Annotated in this window: 17 protein-coding genes and 3 tRNA genes; 1 reads left to right on the top strand and 19 read right to left on the bottom strand. The window is 54.2% G+C overall.

Annotated features, from left to right (window positions below):
- Window positions 1–260 precede the first annotated feature (260 nt).
- Window positions 261–1742, top strand: a complete 1482-nt coding sequence (locus WFP70_RS12745; protein ID WP_337023545.1) for an AlkA N-terminal domain-containing protein — start codon at window positions 261–263, stop codon at window positions 1740–1742.
- 781 nt (window positions 1743–2523) lie between these two features.
- Here the strand turns inward: WFP70_RS12745 and WFP70_RS12740 are convergent.
- The 19 genes from WFP70_RS12740 to WFP70_RS12650 form a co-directional block, all read right to left on the bottom strand.
- A tRNA-Lys gene (locus WFP70_RS12740) sits at window positions 2524–2599 on the bottom strand.
- A gap of 32 nt (window positions 2600–2631) precedes the next feature.
- Window positions 2632–2707 (bottom strand) — tRNA-Lys (locus tag WFP70_RS12735).
- Between the two features lie 52 nt (window positions 2708–2759).
- Window positions 2760–2835: transfer RNA gene (locus WFP70_RS12730), tRNA-Lys, on the bottom strand.
- Window positions 2836–3000: 165 nt separating this feature from the next.
- Window positions 3001–3810, bottom strand: a complete 810-nt coding sequence (gene cpoB, locus WFP70_RS12725; RefSeq protein ID WP_337023499.1) for a cell division protein CpoB — start codon at window positions 3808–3810, stop codon at window positions 3001–3003.
- Between the two features lie 9 nt (window positions 3811–3819).
- Window positions 3820–4335 (bottom strand): peptidoglycan-associated lipoprotein Pal, encoded by a 516-nt coding sequence (gene pal / locus WFP70_RS12720; RefSeq protein WP_034829168.1) that lies wholly within the window; start codon window positions 4333–4335, stop codon window positions 3820–3822.
- Window positions 4336–4399: 64 nt separating this feature from the next.
- On the bottom strand, window positions 4400–5695 hold the full coding sequence (gene tolB / locus WFP70_RS12715; protein WP_160867858.1) for a Tol-Pal system beta propeller repeat protein TolB: 1296 nt from the start codon (window positions 5693–5695) through the stop codon (window positions 4400–4402).
- A gap of 116 nt (window positions 5696–5811) precedes the next feature.
- Complete coding sequence (tolA, locus tag WFP70_RS12710; RefSeq protein WP_337023500.1) at window positions 5812–7098, bottom strand: cell envelope integrity protein TolA; 1287 nt, start codon at window positions 7096–7098, stop codon at window positions 5812–5814.
- Window positions 7099–7123: 25 nt separating this feature from the next.
- Complete coding sequence (gene tolR / locus WFP70_RS12705) at window positions 7124–7552, bottom strand: colicin uptake protein TolR (RefSeq protein ID WP_034829164.1); 429 nt, start codon at window positions 7550–7552, stop codon at window positions 7124–7126.
- Window positions 7553–7565: 13 nt separating this feature from the next.
- Complete coding sequence (tolQ, locus tag WFP70_RS12700; protein ID WP_034829162.1) at window positions 7566–8252, bottom strand: Tol-Pal system protein TolQ; 687 nt, start codon at window positions 8250–8252, stop codon at window positions 7566–7568.
- Entirely contained in the window at window positions 8249–8671 is a 423-nt protein-coding gene (ybgC, locus tag WFP70_RS12695; RefSeq protein WP_202404442.1) for a tol-pal system-associated acyl-CoA thioesterase, read from the bottom strand. Before ybgC ends, tolQ begins: the two co-directional genes overlap by 4 nt.
- A 178-nt stretch (window positions 8672–8849) precedes the next feature.
- On the bottom strand, window positions 8850–9143 hold the full coding sequence (gene ybgE / locus WFP70_RS12690) for a cyd operon protein YbgE (protein WP_045833524.1): 294 nt from the start codon (window positions 9141–9143) through the stop codon (window positions 8850–8852).
- Window positions 9143–9256 (bottom strand): cytochrome bd-I oxidase subunit CydX, encoded by a 114-nt coding sequence (cydX, locus tag WFP70_RS12685; protein ID WP_058962355.1) that lies wholly within the window; start codon window positions 9254–9256, stop codon window positions 9143–9145. Before cydX ends, ybgE begins: the two co-directional genes overlap by 1 nt.
- Window positions 9257–9271: 15 nt before the next feature.
- Window positions 9272–10411, bottom strand: coding sequence for a cytochrome d ubiquinol oxidase subunit II (gene cydB, locus WFP70_RS12680; protein ID WP_337023501.1), 1140 nt, complete (start codon window positions 10409–10411; stop codon window positions 9272–9274).
- Between the two features lie 11 nt (window positions 10412–10422).
- Window positions 10423–11994 carry a cytochrome ubiquinol oxidase subunit I gene (gene cydA / locus WFP70_RS12675; RefSeq protein WP_337023502.1) on the bottom strand — a complete coding sequence of 524 codons (1572 nt, stop codon included), beginning with the start codon at window positions 11992–11994 and terminating at the stop codon, window positions 10423–10425.
- A gap of 702 nt (window positions 11995–12696) precedes the next feature.
- Window positions 12697–13572, bottom strand: coding sequence for a succinate--CoA ligase subunit alpha (gene sucD / locus WFP70_RS12670; RefSeq protein ID WP_034829155.1), 876 nt, complete (start codon window positions 13570–13572; stop codon window positions 12697–12699).
- Window positions 13572–14738, bottom strand: coding sequence for an ADP-forming succinate--CoA ligase subunit beta (sucC, locus tag WFP70_RS12665; protein WP_097117414.1), 1167 nt, complete (start codon window positions 14736–14738; stop codon window positions 13572–13574). Before sucC ends, sucD begins: the two co-directional genes overlap by 1 nt.
- A 61-nt stretch (window positions 14739–14799) precedes the next feature.
- Complete coding sequence (odhB, locus tag WFP70_RS12660; RefSeq protein ID WP_337023503.1) at window positions 14800–16020, bottom strand: 2-oxoglutarate dehydrogenase complex dihydrolipoyllysine-residue succinyltransferase; 1221 nt, start codon at window positions 16018–16020, stop codon at window positions 14800–14802.
- Between the two features lie 15 nt (window positions 16021–16035).
- The gene (sucA, locus tag WFP70_RS12655) at window positions 16036–18843 is read right to left on the bottom strand and encodes a 2-oxoglutarate dehydrogenase E1 component (RefSeq protein ID WP_034829150.1); all 2808 of its coding nucleotides are present in this window, start codon (window positions 18841–18843) and stop codon (window positions 16036–16038) included.
- Window positions 18844–19052: 209 nt separating this feature from the next.
- Entirely contained in the window at window positions 19053–19769 is a 717-nt protein-coding gene (locus WFP70_RS12650; RefSeq protein WP_034829149.1) for a succinate dehydrogenase iron-sulfur subunit, read from the bottom strand.
- Window positions 19770–19774 lie beyond the last annotated feature (5 nt).

Here is a 19774-nt window from a genome sequence, read left to right as displayed (position 1 = left end):
GTTAGCTGTCCGAAAGCAGCGAGTTTTGCTCAGCCACTTGCGCGACGATACCCAAAATAGTGCAAGGCGCAGGAAGGCGGCAAACGAGTGACTCATCGAACAGTCGATTTGAACCGCGCTGGCCTGCAGGGGAACCTCCTTTAGGAGGTCCATCATCCCGATGACTTTATCAAGTACGTGATTCGGATGATCGAGAGCAGCCAGCGCTTCTGCGCTTTAAAGTAGGAAAGGTATAGCCGGTTTATTAGCTGGAGACGATGATGTTTGATCCCGAGATTGCATACCAGGCGCTGACCTCGCGCGACAGTCGCTTCGACGGCGTGTTCTTTGTCGGCGTGACCTCAACCGGCATTTACTGTCGGCCCATTTGTCCGGTGAAAGCGCCGATGCAGAAGAACTGCCTGTTTTTTGGCAGCGCCGAAGCCGCCGAGAAAGCGCATTTCAGACCCTGCCTGCGCTGCCGTCCTGAGTTAGCGCCGGGCTTCGCACCGGTCGATAGTCATCACCGCATCGCCGATCGCTTGATTCGTCGTATTGAAGAAGGCCTGTTGGAAGAGCAAGAGACCCTGGCCGAAATTGCCAACGAGTTTGACCTGAGTGAACGCCAGCTACGCCGCGTGATCCAGCAGGAGCTGGGCGTGTCACCGCTGGAGCTGCGCCAAACGCGGCGTATGCTGCTGGCGAAGCAACTCCTGACGGAGACTTCATTGCCCGTTACCGAAATCGCCTACGCCAGTGGCTTTCGCAGTTTGCGCCGCTTTAATGATGTGTTTCAGGCACGCTACCGTATGACGCCTTCGCGTCTGCGCAAGCAGAGTCAACCAGAGAGCGTGACCACCGTACAAGAGAGCGCGGAATTGCGTCTGAGTTATCGCCCCCCTTATGACTGGGATGCCATTTTGGATTTTCTTCAGCAGCGTGTGATGAAAGAGGCCGAGTGGGTCAGTGAAGGTGCTTATCACCGCACCGTGGCGCTGGGGAACTGTCGGGGCTGGGTACGCGTCAGCCATTTGCCTGAGAAGCAGGCACTCAAGGTGCAGTTCACCACCACCTTGACGCCGGTTTTGCCTGCTCTGCTGCGTCGCCTGCGCGACCTGTTTGATCTCGATGCCCAACCACAACGCATCAGCGAGCAGCTAAGCCAGGATCCGTTGTTAGCTGAGAGTCTGGCACGTTATCCTGGGTTACGCGTTCCTGGGGCGTTTGACGGCTTTGAGTTGGGGGTGCGCGCAATTCTTGGCCAGCAGGTGACGGTGAAAGCGGCCACCACGCTAAGCAGCCGCGTGGCGCAGCGGTTTGGCGAGCCATTAGTGACACCATGGCCGGAACTTTCTCGCCTGCCTCCGACGGCGGAATCCCTCGCTAGCGCAACCATTGATGATATTGCTAGCCTCGGTATTGTGAGCGCTCGCTCGCAGGCGATTCAGGCGCTGGCACAGGCGTGTGCCTCCGGTGCGCTGCGCTTTAATGGCGCGGTGAATCCTGACGTGGTTCAGCAGCAGCTGCTGGCATTGAAAGGCGTAGGGCCATGGACGGCGAGTTATATTGCCATGCGCGCCCTGCGCTGGCCGGATGCGTTCCCTAAAGAGGATATTGCGATTCGTAATAATCTTGGTGGGGTAAGTGCCAAAGTGGCAGAGCAGTTATCACAGGTTTGGCGCCCATGGCGCAGCTATGCGGTGCTGCATATCTGGAAGAGTTTGACGCCTGAGAAATCGGCTGAAAAAGAGAAAAAGGCATGACTGGGCCTTCTTTTCGGCAATGGGATCATCGCTTGTACACTCCAGTCGCCTGCAAAACAACGACAGTGCGTTCCAGTCGGCAATAAGGGGCGGTTGCGTAAAGACGCCGTAAATACATCCCTGTAGGCTCTGGTGGCGCATCCCTGCGCCACAAGCTTTACTTCACCGCCCCTTATTGCCGCCTTCATGGCACATCTCTGCGGTTTTTTAAAAGCATTAACCAAAGCCAAACAAGTCCGGCAAGGCGGGAGCGGAAGAGCGAAGCGTCCGAGCCATGGTTCGGGCCATTGATTTCACACTCAAGCCACAAGCAAAACAACGACAGTGCGTTTCAGTCAGCAATAAGGGGCGGTTACGTAAAGACGCCGTGAATACATCCCTGTAGGCTCTGGTGGCGCATCCCTGCGCCACAAGCTTTACTCCACCGCCCCTTATTGCCGCCTTCATGGCACATCTCTGCGGTTTTTTAAAAGCATTAACCAAAGCCACATAAGTCCGGCAAGGCGGGAGCGGAAGAGCGAAGCGTCCGAGCCATGGATGGCGAGGCCGATCCACAGGGATGTGAGACTCCTTCGCGATCCGTCCCGCCTTGACGGGCTGACGCACGGACTCATAGCAATCCCACCAAATTTTAGTTCTGAATGAGACTCCTTTGCCATCCGCCCACACGGAAAGACTGACGCTTCGGACTCATAGCAAGTTCAGCTAAAATTTTTGAGAAGTGAAGATTTGAGAAACGCAGAAAAGCAAAAAGGCGCCTTTAGGGCGCCTTTCTACATAGTGGTGGGTCGTGCAGGATTCGAACCTGCGACCAATTGATTAAAAGTCAACTGCTCTACCAACTGAGCTAACGACCCGCTCGAGGAGCGGCTTACAACTTTAAACTTGATGGTGGGTCGTGCAGGATTCGAACCTGCGACCAATTGATTAAAAGTCAACTGCTCTACCAACTGAGCTAACGACCCATCAAGGTTGTGAAGCTTCTGAAGAAAACATCTAACATACAGCAGGTTAAGATGGTGGGTCGTGCAGGATTCGAACCTGCGACCAATTGATTAAAAGTCAACTGCTCTACCAACTGAGCTAACGACCCATCTTCAGGCTGCCGGACGCTTTGTTAAACTGCCCGGGCAACGGCGGCATATATTACTGATTTAGCGGGAGGGCGCAACCCTTATTTATCACCAAATCACTCAATTGCTTACCTTTCATGCTGCAAGACCAGAAATCATACGAAATCCGGTCTCTGCTGCACAAATTACATCCCAGCCAGACGCTTTTGCGCCAGTTTGGCAGATTCGCTGGTCGGGAATTGTTTGATCACTTGTTGATAGACCGCTTTGGCTTTCGCCGTATCGTTCTTCTCTTGCATGATCACGCCAACCTTAAACAGCGCTTCCGGGGCTTTCGGCGATTTCGCGTAATTCTTTACCACAGTGGCAAAATAATAAGCGGCATCATCTTTCTTGCCCTTGTTGTAATTCAACTGACCGAGCCAGTAATTGGCATTGGGCTGGTAGGTGGAGTCAGGATACTTCTTCACCCACGCCTGCAGGGCCGTGATGGCCTGATCGAACTGTTTCTTCTCAAGAATCAGCGCAACTGCCGCATTGTAATCGGTATTCGCATCGCCGGTTTGTGCAGGGGCAGCGGAACTTCCACTGGCATTGCTACCACCTGCATCAGCGTTTCCCGCTGCTGCACCTGCGCCCGCCGCTGCGGCATCACCGCCACCGCTCGCCTGTGCCCCCGCATTACCGCTGCTCAACGTATCGATCTGCTGATAGAGCTGCTTCTGGCGCTCAATCACCTGATTAAGTTGATAGCTGTTCTGCTGGATTTGGCCGCGCAGCGAATCGATATCGCTTTGGTTGTCACTCATCTGCTGCTGCAACTGCTGCAGAAGCTGAGCCTGGGCATTGGAGATACGTTCAAGATTGGTGACACGGTCTTCGACCGAGCCTGAGCCAACGCTACTGATTGACGCCTGGGCATTAGCGGCCCAAGGGGCCGCTACGCCAACCAGTAACGACAGACTCAATAGATGAAGTCTGAAGTTACTCATCATGTCATGCTCTTAGTAAACCAGTACGGCACGACGGTTTTTAGCGTAAGCCGCTTCGTCATGACCCAGTACAGCTGGTTTTTCTTTACCGTAAGAAACGATAGACATCTGGTCAGCAGAAACGCCTTTGCCCTGCAGGTACATTTTCACTGCGCTAGCACGACGTTCGCCCAGGGCGATGTTGTACTCTGGGGTACCGCGCTCATCCGCGTGACCTTCGATGGTGACTTTGTAAGACGGGTTGCCGCGCAGGAATGCTGCGTGCTGATCCAGCATCTGAGCATAGTCAGAAGCCACGTCATACTTGTCCAGACCGAAGTAAACGATGTTGTTCTGCTGCAGCTGCTGCATCTGCAGACGCGCTTGCTCATCAGAAGACATGTTACCGTTCTGGCCAGCACCGTAAGCGCCGTTGTCTGCGCCCATACCAGTCTGGTCGTTGTTGTTGTTTTTGTGCGAGCTACATGCAGCTACCGCGATTACCGGCAGAGCCAGCATCAAACCCTTCAGCACTTTGTTCAGTTGCATTTCTTTATCCTATTATTTTGTTTGCTATACATTGTCATCCCCCGCTATGCAGGGGACTCATGCATTACAGATACGGCGACCAGGCAGGGAATTTGACCTGTCCATCAGTTGCCGGAAGACGCGCTTTGAAACGCCCATCTGTTGAAACCAACTGCAACACGGAACCCATCCCCTGAGTAGAGCTATAGATTACCATCGTGCCGTTAGGCGCCAGACTTGGCGTCTCATCCAGGAACGTGTCCGTTATTGTTTGAACGGCTCCCGTTACCAGATCCTGTTTGGCGACATGCTGAGCGCCACCGGCGCTGCTGATCATCACCATGGTTTTGCCGTCAGTTGACACATCCGCATCCTGGTTCTGAGAACCTTCCCAGGTAATACGTTGTGGCGCACCGCCGTTGATACCCACTTTATAAATCTGAGGCGCACCCGCCTGATCCGAGGTGTAAGCCAGTGTCTGGCTATCCGGGAACCAGGTTGGTTCGGTGCTGTTGTAGCGACCGTCGGTCACCTGACGCGTCTGACCTGAAGCCAGATCCATCACGTACAAGTTCAGGCTACCGGTTTTAGACAGCGCAAACGCCAGTTTTGAACCATCCGGCGAGAAGGCCGGTGCACCGTTATGGCGCGGGTAAGAAGCCACCTGACGGATGGCACCGTTTGCCAGCGTTTGTACCACTAACGCCGACTTACCGCTTTCAAAGGTCACGTAGGCCACTTTGCTGCCGTCTGGAGACCAGGCCGGTGACATCAACGGTTCTGGTGAACGGTGCACGGTGAACTGGTTGTAGCCATCGTAGTCTGATACGCGCAGTTCATACGGGAACTGGCCGCCGTTGGTTTGCACCACATACGCGATACGCGTACGGAATGCGCCTTTGATACCGGTCAGCTTCTCAAACACTTCATCACTGGCGGTGTGGCCTGCATAACGCAGCCATTGCTTAGTGACTTTGTAAGAGTTCTGCGCCAGCACCGTGCCCGGTGCACCGCCGGTGTCCACCAGCTGGTAAGCGATCTGGTAGCTACCGTCCGGGTTTGGCGTGACCTGGCCCACGACAACCGCATCAATACCCAATGCGCTCCAGGCAGCAGGTTGCACTTCCTGCGCGCTGGTCGGCTGCTGTGGCAGACGTGAACGATCCAGCGGGTTGAATTTACCGCTATTGCGCAAGTCAGCCGCGACGATGCCGCCAATGTCTTCTGGCGCCGCGCCTGGGCCAGCCCATTTGAACGGCACCACACCAATTGGACGTGCGGTGTTCACGCCCTGCGTAATTTCAATGCGTACTTCTGCGTGCAGCATCGCTGCCCACAGCAGTACAAAAAAACCTAAGGTTACACGAAGTGCCTGCTTCATCTTTTCTCCCTTATCTGAACCTGAGTCCACGATAATTCGCACAGTTCCTGAAAAACACGAGTGTTCATAAATTACGGCAAGCTAACCTTAGTTCAACCTGCCGTGAGTTACTGCATTTATTGAGGCTTAAAGTCCAATGGTGCGTTTTTGAACACCTGATACACATCCTGACTAGGCGGCTTAGGTATCCGAGCTTGTTGCGCAGCTGCAACCGCAGCCTGGCAAAGCGCAGGATCTCCAGCTTCGGCTTTAACACCAGCTACTGTACCGTCTGGCATCAGCTGAATCCGCAAAGTACAGGTTCGTCCTTTAAAGCTTTCCCAATCGTAAAACTTACTTTTGATTGCAGCCTGGATTTGACCTGCATAATTGCTAATATCCGCACCTGAGGCACCAGACTTCTTCTGATTGCCCTGCCCTGCCGCACCGCCAGAAGCCGTGCCACTTTTCGGTGCATTCTTACCAGACGAGAGTCCACCTAACAGGTCATCAACGTCACTTTCATTCTTCGCTGCTTCAGATGCGGCTTTTTTCTTGGCATCAGCGGCTGCTTTGGCTTTCGCAGCCGCATCGGCTTTCGCTTTGGCTGCGGCATCCGCTTTAGCTTTGGCTTCAGTAGCAGCTTTCTCTTTCGCTGCCTCAGCGGCTTTTTCTTTTGCTTCTGCGGCAGCTTGCTCTTTAGCCTCTTTGGCTTCCTGAGCGGCTTTCGCCTTCGCATCAGCTGCAGCCTGCGCTTTGGCCTCTGCGGCAGCTTGCGCTTTCGCTTCGGCGGCGGCTTTGGCTTGCTCTACCGCTTTCTCTTTCGCCGCTTCAGCAGCCGCTGCTTTGGCCTGTTCGTCCGCTTTCTTCTTCGCGTCCGCTGCAGCCTGCTTCGCCTCTTCTACCGCTTTGGCTTTGGCATCTGCCGCCGCTTTAGCTTGCGCATCCGCTTCAGCTTTGGCGTCGGCCTTAGCTTTTGCGGCAGCCGCTTCTGCAGCTTTCTGCTGATCCTGCGCCTGCTTCGCGGCCGCTTCAGCGGCTTTCTGTTGCTCAGCTTGCTGTTTGGCCTGCTCTTTGGCTTCCTGCTGCGCCTGCAAACGCTCTTTTTCCAGCTCTTTCAGACGCTGCTGCTCAGCGGCTTGCTTCTGCTGTAACTCTTCAGCCTGCTGCTGTGATTGTTTCTGGCGCTGCTGTTCAGCACGTTGGCTGTCGCGTTGCTGATTCTGCTGGCGGTTGTACTGTTCAACCACCGCGCCGGAATCGACCATCACGGCATCAATGTCACTGCCGCCGCCACCGCCGCTGGATTCGATCTTTTCGTTAAACGAGCTCCAGATCAGCAGGGCGATCAGCACGATGTGCAGAATCACCGAAATGATTATCGCGCGTTTTAACTTGTCGTTCTGCTCGGTTACCTTCGACACTCTCGGATCCCAAAAACGGTTCGCTTTAAATCGGCTGTGTCATCAAACCGACAGATTTCACGCCTGCCTGATGTAACAGGTTCAACGCCTTGATGATTTCGTCGTAAGGCACATCCTTCGCGCCACCAATCAGGAATACCGTCTTCGGATTGGCTTCAATGCGGCGCTGTGCTTCGCTTACCACCTGTTCCGGCGGCAGCTGCGTCATACGATCGTGATCCACTACCAGGCTGTATTGCCCGACGCCAGCCACTTCAACAATGACCGGGGGATTATCATCCGTTGAGACCGTTTTCGAGTCGGTCGCATCAGGCAGGTCCACTTCCACGCTTTGCGTAATAATCGGCGCAGTTGCCATGAAGATGAGCAGCAACACCAACAGTACGTCCAGCAGTGGAACTATGTTGATTTCCGACTTAAGGTCGCGGCGCCCGCGACCACGGGTTCTGGCCATCGTTAACCTCGACTTACTTCGTGTTGTCGGTGGAGAAAGCCTGACGATGCAGGATAGCCGTGAACTCTTCCATAAAGTTGTCGTAGCCCTGCTCCAGCTTGTTGACGCGCTGGTTCAGACGGTTATACGCCATAACGGCAGGAATGGCCGCGAACAAACCGATGGCAGTGGCGATCAGCGCTTCGGCAATACCCGGCGCAACCATCTGCAACGTCGCCTGTTTCACCGCGCCAAGCGCGATAAAGGCGTGCATGATCCCCCACACCGTACCGAACAGACCGATATACGGGCTGATGGAACCAACGGTGCCAAGGAAAGGAATGTGGTTTTCCAGCGCTTCCAGTTCACGGTTCATTGAGATGCGCATCGCACGGCTGGCTCCCTCGACCACCGCTTCTGGCGCGTGGTTGTTAGCACGGTGCAAACGGGCAAACTCTTTGAAGCCCGAATAGAAAATTTGCTCAGATCCGCCCAGCTCATCGCGGCGTCCCTGGCTTTCCTGATACAGGCGCGATAACTCGATGCCTGACCAGAACTTATCTTCAAAGGCTTCGGCTTCGCGACCCGCCGCATTCAGGATGCGCGTGCGCTGAATAATGATCGCCCATGAGGCAATAGAAAAGCCGATCAAAATCAACATGATAAGTTTGACCAGAAGGCTCGCCTTCAGGAACAAATCAAGAACATTCATGTCAGTCACTGCTTGAACTCCGCGACAATAGACTTGGGAAGCGCAATCGGCTTCATTAGATGTGGGTTGATGCAGGCAATCAGGACTTCTGCTTCATTCAGCACTTTGCCTTCTGCATTCACGATACGCTGCGAGAAGGTCATGGTGGCGCGAGTCATGGCGGTCACTTCACTCTGGATATCCAGAAGATCGTCAAGACGTGCTGCGGCAACAAAGTCTATCGTCATGCGTCGTACCACAAACGCCACCTGTTCTTCTAACAGGGCTTGTTGATTGAAATGGTGCTGGCGCAACATCTCGGTACGTGCTCGTTCATAGAAAGCAAGATAACTGGCGTGGTAAACCACACCACCGGCGTCGGTGTCTTCGTAATAGACCCTAACCGGCCAGCGAAACAGCGTTGTACTCACTCTACATCCCGGTCTCATTTTAAACGTTGCTACTATACGCAAGTGAGATCGGCTTGGGAATGGTCCGCCAGAGCCAGGAGAAAATAATTATCACACGTTAACAACTGGAAGGAATTTCAGGATATTTCTTGACCAGGCGCTGACATAAACTCACGTCAGCGCCCGAATAAAGCGGATAAAAAACAGCCTTGGGGGCTCAATGATAGAACCAATAGATTCCCAGAATCAGTACGATCATCGCAGGCAACGGTGAAAACACGGCTCGCCAGCGCGTTTGCAATGGACGGAAGCCCGTACCATGAATCACGCCGGTGCACACCGCCCAAATCATCAATAATCCATGCCAGATGGCTAAGTCGCTCGTGCGGGCGGCAAAGCGTGACGGTTGCCAGATAACACAGCCCGCCAGCCACAGCGCCAGTATCAGCGAAAGGGCCCGTAACGGGCCCTTGTCCATCAGACGATACAGCGTCTGAATCAGTGTGCGCATCAGTGTTGTTTATCCTTTGCGCCACTCTCTTCTGCTTGCTCAATCGCCAGCGCCGTGATCACGCCAAACGCACAGGCCAGCAAAGTGCCAAGAATCCAGGCAAAATACCACATGCTCAATCTCCTTAATCAGTACAGGGAGTGCGTATTGCTCTCAATGTGTTCTTTGGTGATACGGCCAAACATCTTGTAATAACACCACGCGGTATAGGCGAGGATAATCGGGACAAAGATGATGGCGGCGAAGGTCATCACTTTCAGCGTCAGCAGGCTTGAGGTGGCATCCCACATAGTCAGGCTAGTGCCCGGCACGGTGCTGGAAGGCATAATGAACGGGAACATCGCGATGCCTGCAGTCATGATGACGCATGCCAGCGTCAATGAAGAAAAGACAAACGCCCAGGCGCCCTTCTCCATGCGCGAACAGAGCACGGTCAGCAGCGGCAGCACCACGCCAAGCAGCGGGAACAGCCACAGGATTGGCGTCTGCTCGAAGTTCACCATCCACGCACCGGCTTCACGCACCACTTCTTTGCCCAGCGGGTTGGATGCAGCGTGATGATCGATGACGCTTTTCACCACATAGCCATCTATTCCGTATTTCACCCACACACCGGCTAATACGAAGCATACCATCATCACCAGCGCACTGATTTGCGCGGTGCCGCGCGCACGCAGGTGCAGATCGCCGTTGGTACGCATCTGCAGATAGGTCGCACCCTGTGTCAGGATCATCGCGACGCTGATCACACCCGCCAGCAAGCCAAACGGATTGAGTAACTGGAAGAAGTTACCGGTGTAGAACAGACGCAGATACTCATCCGCATGGAAAGGTACGCCTTGCAGCAAGTTGCCGAAGGCCACGCCAATCACCAGTGGTGGTACAAAGCTACCGATGAAAATGCCCCAGTCCCAGGTGTTGCGCCAGCGCGGGTCTTCAATCTTCGAACGGTAGTCAAAACCCACCGGACGGAAGAACAAGGAAGCCAGTACCAGAATCATCGCCACATAGAAGCCGGAAAACGCCGCAGCGTAGACCATCGGCCAGGCAGCAAACAGCGCGCCACCCGCGGTGATCAGCCATACCTGGTTGCCGTCCCAGTGCGGGGCGATGCTGTTAATCATGATACGTCGTTCGGTATCGGTACGGCCAAGGATGCGCGTCAGCATACCGACCCCCATATCAAACCCGTCGGTAACCGCAAAGCCAATTAGCAGCACGCCAATCAGCAACCACCAGACAAAGCGCAATACTTCATAATCAAACATGGTTGCTCTCCTTATCCACGAACGGGCTGAGCAGCCGCTTTCACGGTCTCATGATGGTAGCGGCCAGTCTTCAGGCTGCTAGGACCCAGACGGGCGAACTTGAACATCAGGTACATTTCCGCCACCAGGAAAATGGTGTAGAGACCGCAAATCAGAATCATTGAGAACAGCAGATCGCCAATGGTCAGTGAGGAGTTCGCTACGGCGGTTGGCAACACTTCACCAATCGCCCAAGGCTGACGACCGTACTCAGCAACAAACCAGCCCGATTCAATCGCAATCCATGGCAGCGGAATACCGTACAGTGCCGCCTTAAGCAGCCAGCGGCTCTTGCCAATGCGGTTACGAATCACGCTCAGGAATGACAGAGCGATAATGCCCAGCAGCAGCACGCCACACAGCACCATGATGCGGAAGGCGAAATAGAGCGGTGCCACACGTGGAATCGAATCCTGTGTCGCTTTCTGAATCTGCGCTTCAGTCGCATTCGCTACATCCGAGGTATAACGCTTCAGCAGCAAGCCATAACCGAGATCCTGTTTGCTGGCTTCGAATTGGCTACGCACCGCAGGATCTTTACTGCCCGCGCGCAGTTCATTCAGCAACGCGTAGGCTTTCATACCGTTGCGGATACGCACTTCATGCTGCGACAGCAGATCTTTCAGACCGGTGACCGGTGTATCCACCGATCGCGTCGCGATCAGCCCCAGCAAATACGGGATTTGAATCGCGTACTTGTTCTCCTGCGAATCCTGATCGGGAATACCAAACAGCGTGAAGGCCGCAGGTGCAGGCTGCGTTTCCCACTCGGCTTCAATCGCTGCGAGTTTGGTTTTCTGTACGTCACCCATTTCATAACCGGATTCATCACCCAGCACGATAACGGACAGAATCGCCGCCATGCCAAAGCTGGCCGCGATACCGAATGAGCGCTTAGCGAAAGCCACATCGCGGCCTTTCAGCAGATACCAGGCACTGATACCCAGCACAAACATCGCGCCAGCGGTGTACCCTGCCGCCACGGTGTGAACAAATTTCACCTGCGCAACCGGGTTGAGCACCAGCTCGGAGAAGCTCACCATCTCCATGCGCATGGTTTCGAAATTAAATTCGGATGCGATCGGGTTTTGCATCCAACCGTTCGCCACCAGAATCCATAGCGCAGACATGTTAGAACCGAGCGCCACCAGCCAGGTTACCGCCAGGTGCTGGACTTTGCCAAGGCGATCCCAACCGAAGAAGAACAGACCAACAAAGGTGGATTCAAGGAAGAACGCCATCAAGCCTTCAATGGCGAGCGGCGCACCAAAGATATCGCCGACGTAGTGGGAGTAATATGACCAGTTGGTCCCGAACTGAAACTCCATGGTGAGACCGGTTGCGACACCTAGTGCAAAGTTGATACCGAACAACTTGCCCCAGAACTTGGTCATGTCTTTATAAATTTGCTTACCCGTCAGGACATATACGGTTTCCATGATCGCCAACAAAAACGCCATACCCAGCGTTAAGGGGACGAACAGGAAATGGTACATCGCCGTCAGGGCAAACTGTAAACGCGACAGCTCGACAATATCTAACATGATGACTCCTTGCTCCTCGCATGAATTTACTCTGCGGCTGACAACGGTAAACAACGAACATTGACGTGCAGAATAAGATCCAGGAACGACTGATTATTGATTCCAGTTTTATTACTGACAGAACAGAGAAATCTGTAGCCCGAAATGAGTGAGTAACAGTGTTGAAAATTTCCCGAAAAACCGATCGCTTCAATCTGTTTCGAGCAGGAGTGTGATGCAAGAAGGCGACAGAATTGCGCTAACAACGCCTGGCTCAAACTCCTGAAAATTCGCGGAAAAGACTGAATTGATGCAGCGCAATTTATACCGTTTGTCGTGCGTGATGCCAGCAGTAAAGTTTGTTATATCTCACCCTTTATTGATCTGGATTAAGACAATATTTTTTCAGATATGTAGTGTTAGCGTTGTTGTTAATTAGTTGTCATGAACGCGTGATGCAATTAAGGAAATAATTACTTCTCCCGTATTTTTTTAACGTTAATACCGGATACTCAGGTTTAATTTCCCCTGTGAGATCACGCACATTTTCCTATCTTTACCTTACCAACTCAGTAAGCATAGCCGCAGATTGTATCTCCGTTACGGTTTTTCCCTGCTTTTTGTGTGACTCTGCACAGGGCGCTGTGGCCACTGGCTTCCCCTTCCTTTCAGGCATAAAAAAAGCCACCCGAAGGTGGCTTCATGCACATCACCAGTGATGACTTATTTGATTGGCAGAACTGCTTTAACAGCGTCGCCAATGTCAGCCAGGCTGCGTACGGTTTTCACACCGGCCGCTTCCAGCGCGGCGAATTTCTCGTCAGCGGTGCCTTTACCACCAGCAATGATGGCGCCTGCGTGGCCCATACGTTTGCCTTTCGGTGCAGTTACACCCGCGATGTAGCCGACAACCGGCTTGGTCACGTGCTCTTTAATGAAGGCTGCGGCTTCTTCTTCAGCGCTACCACCGATCTCACCGATCATGACGATCACTTCGGTCTGTGGGTCATCCTGGAACATTTTCAGGATATCGATGAAGTTTGAACCTGGGATCGGGTCACCACCGATACCGACGCAGGTTGACTGGCCGTAACCAATGTCAGTGGTCTGCTTAACGGCTTCATAAGTCAGGGTACCTGAACGGGATACGATACCGACACGGCCTGGCTGGTGAATGTGCCCCGGCATGATACCGATCTTACATTCGCCTGGGGTGATCACGCCTGGGCAGTTCGGGCCGATCATGCGCACGCCAGCTTCATCCAGCTTCACTTTCACGGTCAGCATATCCAGCGTTGGGATACCTTCGGTGATGGTGATGATCAGTTTGATGCCTGCGTCGATGGCTTCCAGGATACCGTCTTTGCAGAACGGAGCTGGAACGTAGATCACAGTGGCAGTTGCGCCTGTGGCTTCTACCGCTTCACGCACGGTGTTGAACACTGGCAGACCGAGATGTGTGGTGCCGCCTTTGCCTGGCGTTACACCGCCAACCAGTTGCGTACCATAGGCCAAAGCCTGCTCAGAGTGGAAAGTCCCCTGGCCACCGGTGAAACCCTGGCAAATGACTTTGGTGTTTTTGTCGATAAGAATGGACATTATTTACCCTCCGCGGCAGCAACAACACGCTGCGCAGCGTCTGTCAGGCTGGTTGCTGCAATGATGTTCAGACCGCTGTCCGCCAGTTTCTGCGCGCCCAGCTCGGCGTTGTTACCTTCCAGACGTACCACCACTGGCACGTTTACACCCACTTCAGCTACTGCACCGATGATGCCGTCTGCGATCAGGTCGCAACGCACGATGCCGCCGAAGATGTTAACGAATACTGCTTTAACAGCATCGTCAGACAGGATGATTTTGAAGGCTTCGGTTACGCGCTCTTTGGTCGCGCCGCCACCGACATCAAGGAAGTTAGCTGGCTGGCCACCGTGGTGTTTCACGATGTCCATGGTACCCATTGCCAAACCGGCACCGTTCACCATACAGCCGATGTTGCCATCCAGCGCAACGTAGTTCAGTTCCCACTGTGTTGCGTGTGCTTCACGTGGATCTTCCTGGCTTGGGTCGCGCATTTCACGCAGCTCAGGCTGACGGAACAGTGCGTTACCGTCTGCGCCCAGTTTGCCATCGAGGCAGATCAGGTCGCCCTGCTTGGTGATCACCAGCGGGTTGATCTCAACCATCGCCAGATCGCGTTCCAGGAACATGGTCGCCAGACCCATGAAGATTTTGGTGAACTGGCTAACTTGCTTACCGGACAGGCCCAGTTTGAACGCCAACTCACGACCCTGGTATGGCTGAGGTCCGGCCAGCGGATCCAATGCCATTTTGTGGATCAGGTGCGGGGTTTCTTCCGCCACTTTCTCGATTTCCACGCCGCCTTCGGTGGAAGCCATGAAGATCACGCGACGGGTAGCACGGTCAACCACCGCACCCAGATAGAGTTCCTGGTCGATGTCAGTCGCGGCTTCAACCAGAATCTGGTTTACCGGCTGGCCATCAGCATCAGTTTGGTAGGTCACCAGACGCTTGCCCAACCAATGCTCAGCAAATGCACGGATATCTTCCTTGCTGTTCACCACTTTCACGCCACCCGCTTTACCGCGGCCACCGGCATGTACCTGACATTTTACTACCCACGGACCTGCGCCAATTTTAGAGGCGGCTTCTTCTGCTTCACGTGGCGTAGCGCAGGCGTAACCAGTTGGAGCTGGCATGCCATAGCGAGCAAACAACTGCTTCGCCTGGTATTCATGTAAGTTCATGATGTTCTATCCATTCAGATATGAGTTTGGGCGCACCGTTGTGCGATGCGCCCGGCGAAAATTAGACGTCCAGCAGCAGACGCGCCGGATCTTCCAGCATCTCTTTCACCGCGACCAGATAGCCCACGGATTCACGGCCATCGATCAGTCGGTGGTCATAAGAGAGTGCCAGATACATCATTGGCAGGATCACAACCTGACCATTGACCGCCATCGGGCGCTCTTTGATCGCGTGCATGCCCAGAATCGCGCTCTGCGGTGGGTTGATGATCGGGGTAGACATCAGGGAACCGAACACACCGCCGTTGGTGATGGTGAAGTTACCGCCGGTCAGCTCGTCAACCGTCAGCTTACCGTCACGGCCTTTCACCGCCAGTTCTTTAATTTTCTTCTCGATGTCAGCCATGCTCAGCGCATCAACATCTTTCAGCACTGGGGTTACCAGGCCGCGCGGCGTAGACACCGCGATGCTGACGTCGAAGTAGTTGTGGTAAACCACATCTTCGCCATCGATAGAAGCGTTCACTTCTGGATAGCGTTTCAGGGCTTCAACCACCGCTTTGATGTAGAAGGACATGAAGCCCAGACGTACACCGTGACGTTTCTCAAACGCGTCGCCGTACTGCTTACGCAGATCCATGATCGGCTTCATGTTGATTTCGTTGAAAGTGGTCAGCATCGCGGTGCTGTTTTTCGCTTCCAGCAGACGCTCAGCCACACGCTTACGCAGACGCGTCATTGGTACGCGTTTTTCGCTGCGGTTAGCCACAGCAGCCTGAGGTGCTGCAGCCGCTGCTGCAGGCGCCGCTTTCGCGCCGTCAGCTTTCTTCGCGACATGCTTCTCAACATCTTCACGCGTCAGACGACCGCCGACACCGGTGCCTTTAATCTGGCTCGCGTCGAGGTTGTTTTCAGCGATCAGGCGACGAACCGCTGGGCTCAGCGCATCGTTGCTCTCTTCTTCCAGAGACGCGGTTTTACGCTGTTCTGGTGTCGCTTCTTTCGTTTCTACTTTCGCAGATGTCTCTTTACCACCGCTGTTGCCTTCCACCAGGCGGCCTAACAGCTGGCGCGAGAGCACCGTAGCGCCTTCGTCTTCCAGAATCGCTTCCAGTACACCGTCTGCTGAAGCAGGCACTTCAAGCACAACTTTGTCCGTTTCAATCTCAACCAGTACTTCATCGCGACTGACCACATCGCCGGGTTTTTTGTGCCAGGTTGCAACCGTTGCATCCGCTACGGATTCAGGCAAATCGGGAACCAGAATTTCTACGCTACTCATTTTCTTTCCTTTTAATTAACCAAGGTTCAGCGCGTCGTTAACCAGGTCTTGCTGCTGTTGTTGATGTACGGACATGTAGCCCACGGCTGGTGAAGCAGAAGCCGGACGACCTGCGTAACGCAGTGACGCACCGAAGGGAACCACTTCGCGGAAATGATGCTGACTGCAATACCATGCGCCCTGGTTCAGTGGCTCTTCCTGACACCAGACGAAATCCTGCACATGCGCATAATTTTTCAATACGTCCTGCACTACTTTGTGCGGGAACGGATAGAGCTGTTCGATACGCACGATGGCGACATCGGTCTGCTCATTCTTGCGACGCTGTTCCAGCAGATCGTAATAAACCTTACCGGAACACATCACCACGCGTTTCACTTGTTTCGGATCCAGATCGTCAATCTCACCAATCGCCGGCTGGAAGCTGCCATTGGCCAGCTCTTCCAGGCTGGAGACCGCCAGTGGATGGCGCAGCAGCGATTTCGGTGACATCACGATCAGCGGACGGCGCATACCGCGCAGCGCTTGGCGGCGCAGCATATGGTAAACCTGTGCTGGCGTTGATGGCACGCATACCTGCATGTTCTGTTCAGCACAGAGTTGCAGATAGCGCTCCAGACGCGCAGAGGAGTGCTCTGGCCCCTGGCCTTCATAACCGTGTGGCAGCAGCATCACGAGGCCACACATACGGCCCCACTTCTGCTCGCCGGAGCTGATGAACTGGTCGATCACCACCTGAGCACCGTTGGCGAAGTCACCGAACTGCGCTTCCCAAATGGTCAGCACGCGCGGTTCTGCGGTGGCATAGCCGTATTCAAAGGCCAGTACCGCTTCTTCTGACAGCACGGAATCCCAGACCTTGAACTGACCCTGGCCGTTATGGACATGGTGCAGCGGGGTATAGGTTGAGCCGTTGGTTTGGTTGTGGATCACCGCATGACGGTGGAAGAAGGTGCCGCGGCCGGAGTCTTCACCCGACAGACGAACAGGAATGCCTTCATCAACCAAGGTCGCGTACGCCAGGTTTTCCGCGCCGCCCCAGTCAAATGGCTTGTTGCCTTCCGCCATCTCTTTACGGTCATTGTAAATCTTAGCCACGCGCGACTGCACTTCGACGGCTTCCGGTACGCTGCTAATGCGACGCGCCAGCTCTTGCAAGCGTTTGTACTCAACCGTGGCAGGATAGTTTTCATCCCACTCGTGGTTCAGGTACGGCGACCAAGTGAAGGAGTGCAGGCTCATCGGACGCCATTCTGGCACCACGCATTCGCCTTCATCCAACGCATCACGGTAGAGATTGACCAGTTCGGTCGCATCTTCTAACGTCGCCACACCTTCGCTTTCCAGCTGATCGGCGTAGATCTTACGTGGCGTCGGGTGTTTCTTGATTTTCTGGTACATCAGCGGCTGGGTTGCACTTGGCTCATCCGCTTCGTTATGGCCGTGACGGCGGTAGCACACCAAATCGATAAACACGTCGCGTTTAAAGGTGTTGCGATAATCCAGTGCCAGGCGAGTCACGAAGGCCACCGCTTCTGGATCGTCCGCATTCACGTGGAAGATTGGCGCCAGAACCATTTTGCCGATGTCGGTGCAGTAAGGCGTTGAACGCGCATCTTTCGGGTTCGAGGTGGTGAAACCTACCTGGTTGTTAATCACGATGCGAACGGTACCGCCCACTTCGTAACCGCGCGCCGCAGACATGTTCAGGGTTTCCTGCACCACGCCCTGGCCGATCACCGCCGCATCACCGTGGATGGTGATCGGCAGAACTTTGTTGCTGCTTGGCTCAGCCAAACGATCCAGACGTGCACGCACCGAACCCATGACCACTGGGCTTACGATTTCGAGGTGTGACGGGTTAAACGCCAGCGCCAGGTGCACTAAACCACCTTCGGTTTCAACGTCAGACGAGAAGCCCATGTGGTACTTCACGTCGCCGGTGCCGAGGTGCTCTTTGTGTTTGCCGGAGAATTCGTCAAACAGATCCTGTGGCTTTTTACCCAGTACGTTTATCAGGACGTTGAGACGACCACGGTGTGCCATCCCCAGTACCACTTCACGCGTACCGCTTTTGCCTGCATGGCGAATCATTTCGCGCAGCATCGGCACCAGAGCATCACCGCCTTCCAGTGAGAAGCGTTTTGCACCCGGGAATTTCGCGCCGAGGTATTTTTCCAGACCTTCAGCCGCGGTCAGCTCTTTCAGGAAACCTTTTTTCTCGTCGCTGCTGAATGACGCATGGCCGACCACCGATTCCAGACGCTGCTGAATCCAGCGTTTCTCATCGGTGTTGTTGATGTGCATATACTCTGCACCAATCGAGCCACAATAAGTCTGCTGCAGCGCCGCGAACAGATCAGCCAGCTTCATGGTTTCTTTGCCAATGGCAAATGAACCTACGTTAAAGCTTTCCTGAAAATCGGCGTCGGTGAGATCGTGATAAGCCGGATCAAGATCCGCCACCCGATCCTGCTTCCACAGGCCGAGTGGATCGAGGTTAGCGTGCTGATGGCCGCGGAAGCGGAACGCATTGATCAGCTGCAGCACTTTAACCTGTTTGGAATTGGTGGCCGGATCGGTGACTGAGGATGTGTAGCGGGTCGCATCTTTTGCCAGGCGGCGGAAGTAATCACGCGTGGTGGAGTGAAATTGCTCAGGTTTCACGCCAGTGCCGGGCAGCTGTTGGAACAGCTCGCGCCACATTTCATCAACTGAGTCAGGATCGGTCAGGAAATCCTCATAGAGTTGCTCTATGTAGGATTGGTTCGCGCCGGCCAGCCAGGAGGAGTCCAGCCAGGGTTTCATCGCGCTGTTCTGCATTGTGATCCCTTAAGCATTAATCTGCTTTTTATGAGGTTTCATTTGTTGCCGCTTTCGCGGCTTGCCGTAGTGAGTTCAGCGATACGAACCTGTGCGCAACCGGCGCCTGGCCCGTAAGGGAACCTTTATAAGCGTGGTCAGTACCGCGCTTATAAAGGCTTCCGTAAACTGCCGGGAACATTAAGTTCCCGGACAGTGACTTCAGTGTGTTACGCCCCGCGTTGCAGCAGCATCGACTTAATATGGCCGATAGCGCGCGTCGGGTTTAGTCCTTTCGGGCACACGCTCACACAGTTCATGATGCTGTGACAGCGGAATACACTGAAAGCATCGTTCAGATTGTCCAGACGCGCATCGGTTTCGGTATCGCGGCTGTCGATCAGGAAACGGTAAGCGGCTAACAAACCTGCCGGACCGATGAACTTGTCCGGGTTCCACCAGAACGATGGGCACGAGGTCGAGCAGCAAGCGCACAGAATACACTCGTACAATCCATCCAGGTGCTCACGGTCTGCCGGGGTCTGCAGATGCTCGCGTGCTGGCGGATTTTCCCCATTATTCAACAGGAAAGGCTTAATCTTCTCATACTGCGTATAGAATTGTCCCATATCAACGACGAGGTCGCGGATCACCGGCAAACCAGGCAGTGGACGGATAACAATTTTCTTCGTGCCATTACCCAGCGCGGAGACTGGCGTGATGCAGGCCAAGCCGTTTTTGCCGTTCATGTTGAGGCCGTCAGAACCGCAAACACCTTCACGGCATGAGCGGCGGAAGGCCAGCGTTGGGTCCTTCTCTTTCAGACGAATCAACGCGTCCAGCAACATCATGTCACGACCGTCTTCTGACTCCAGCGTGTATTCCTGCATACGCGGTTTGTCATCGACTTCCGGGTTGTAACGATAGATAGAAAATTCGAGTCTCATGATGA

The sequence above is a fragment of the Pantoea sp. USMM079 genome, assembly GCF_037153115.1.
GTDB classification, from domain to species: domain Bacteria; phylum Pseudomonadota; class Gammaproteobacteria; order Enterobacterales; family Enterobacteriaceae; genus Pantoea; species Pantoea communis.
Note: the sequence above shows the minus strand (reverse complement) of the source record. Positions and strands in the feature narration are given on the sequence as shown.

Excerpts from the sequence above, each read along its gene's own strand:
- pal (WP_034829168.1), bottom strand. The coding sequence starts at position 4,335 with ATGCAACTGAACAAAGTGCTGAAGGGTTTGATGCTGGCTCTGCCGGTA.
- cydX (WP_058962355.1), bottom strand. The coding sequence starts at position 9,256 with ATGTGGTATTTTGCCTGGATTCTTGGCACTTTGCTGGCCTGTGCGTTT.
- tolR (WP_034829164.1), bottom strand. The coding sequence starts at position 7,552 with ATGGCCAGAACCCGTGGTCGCGGGCGCCGCGACCTTAAGTCGGAAATC.
- tolB (WP_160867858.1), bottom strand. The coding sequence starts at position 5,695 with ATGAAGCAGGCACTTCGTGTAACCTTAGGTTTTTTTGTACTGCTGTGG.
- cpoB (WP_337023499.1), bottom strand. The coding sequence starts at position 3,810 with ATGATGAGTAACTTCAGACTTCATCTATTGAGTCTGTCGTTACTGGTT.
- WFP70_RS12650 (WP_034829149.1), bottom strand. The coding sequence starts at position 19,769 with ATGAGACTCGAATTTTCTATCTATCGTTACAACCCGGAAGTCGATGAC.
- odhB (WP_337023503.1), bottom strand. The coding sequence starts at position 16,020 with ATGAGTAGCGTAGAAATTCTGGTTCCCGATTTGCCTGAATCCGTAGCG.
- sucD (WP_034829155.1), bottom strand. The coding sequence starts at position 13,572 with ATGTCCATTCTTATCGACAAAAACACCAAAGTCATTTGCCAGGGTTTC.
- WFP70_RS12745 (WP_337023545.1), top strand. The coding sequence starts at position 261 with ATGTTTGATCCCGAGATTGCATACCAGGCGCTGACCTCGCGCGACAGT.
- ybgC (WP_202404442.1), bottom strand. The coding sequence starts at position 8,671 with ATGAGACCGGGATGTAGAGTGAGTACAACGCTGTTTCGCTGGCCGGTT.
- sucC (WP_097117414.1), bottom strand. The coding sequence starts at position 14,738 with ATGAACTTACATGAATACCAGGCGAAGCAGTTGTTTGCTCGCTATGGC.
- cydA (WP_337023502.1), bottom strand. The coding sequence starts at position 11,994 with ATGTTAGATATTGTCGAGCTGTCGCGTTTACAGTTTGCCCTGACGGCG.
- ybgE (WP_045833524.1), bottom strand. The coding sequence starts at position 9,143 with ATGCGCACACTGATTCAGACGCTGTATCGTCTGATGGACAAGGGCCCG.
- cydB (WP_337023501.1), bottom strand. The coding sequence starts at position 10,411 with ATGTTTGATTATGAAGTATTGCGCTTTGTCTGGTGGTTGCTGATTGGC.
- sucA (WP_034829150.1), bottom strand. The coding sequence starts at position 18,843 with ATGCAGAACAGCGCGATGAAACCCTGGCTGGACTCCTCCTGGCTGGCC.